Here is a 559-nt window from a genome sequence, read left to right as displayed (position 1 = left end):
GGGCCAATGATTGGGGTGAAGTCGTAACAAGGTAGCCGTATCGGAAGGTGCGGCTGGATCACCTCCTTTCTAAGGATAAGTAAGAGTGGAGCCGACTTACTGGAGCCGCTTAAATATTCTGGAATCGTAGCGAGCATAGTTATATGTCGATAAGAGATTCAGAGTATGGATGGGTAGGTCCAGTAGGACGGAAACAGACTCCGCAAACGACGTCAGTGCTATTTTGTTTAGTTTTGAAGGATTGAAATGCCTTCGGATGGGCCTGTAGCTCAGTTGGTCAGAGCGCACGCCTGATAAGCGTGAGGTCGGTGGTTCAAGTCCACTCAGGCCCACCATCTAAGGGGCCTTAGCTCAGCTGGGAGAGCGCCTGCTTTGCACGCAGGAGGTCAGCGGTTCGATCCCGCTAGGCTCCACCATATAACAGCTTTATTCTCTAGATTTCTGCCACATGTGGTGGAAATTTATCTATCTAAGCTGATAAACATGTACCTTGAAAACTAGATAAGAAGCAAGCATCGAAACGAAAAGATTTAGGCGTCTTTTCACGCAAAGTAAGTTA

General features: G+C 47.8%; 2 tRNA genes and 1 rRNA gene. All 3 read left to right on the top strand.

The features are described from left to right. Window positions 1–69, top strand: a 16S ribosomal RNA gene (locus tag KC820_RS13125); the annotation flags it as partial. Window positions 70–258: 189 nt separating this feature from the next. Next, window positions 259–335: transfer RNA gene (locus tag KC820_RS13120), tRNA-Ile, on the top strand. 5 nt (window positions 336–340) lie between these two features. Then, a tRNA-Ala gene (locus KC820_RS13115) sits at window positions 341–416 on the top strand. Window positions 417–559 lie beyond the last annotated feature (143 nt).

This window comes from Allobacillus saliphilus (assembly GCF_018138385.1).
GTDB lineage: Bacteria > Bacillota > Bacilli > Bacillales > Alkalibacillaceae > Allobacillus > Allobacillus saliphilus.
Note: the sequence above shows the minus strand (reverse complement) of the source record. Positions and strands in the feature narration are given on the sequence as shown.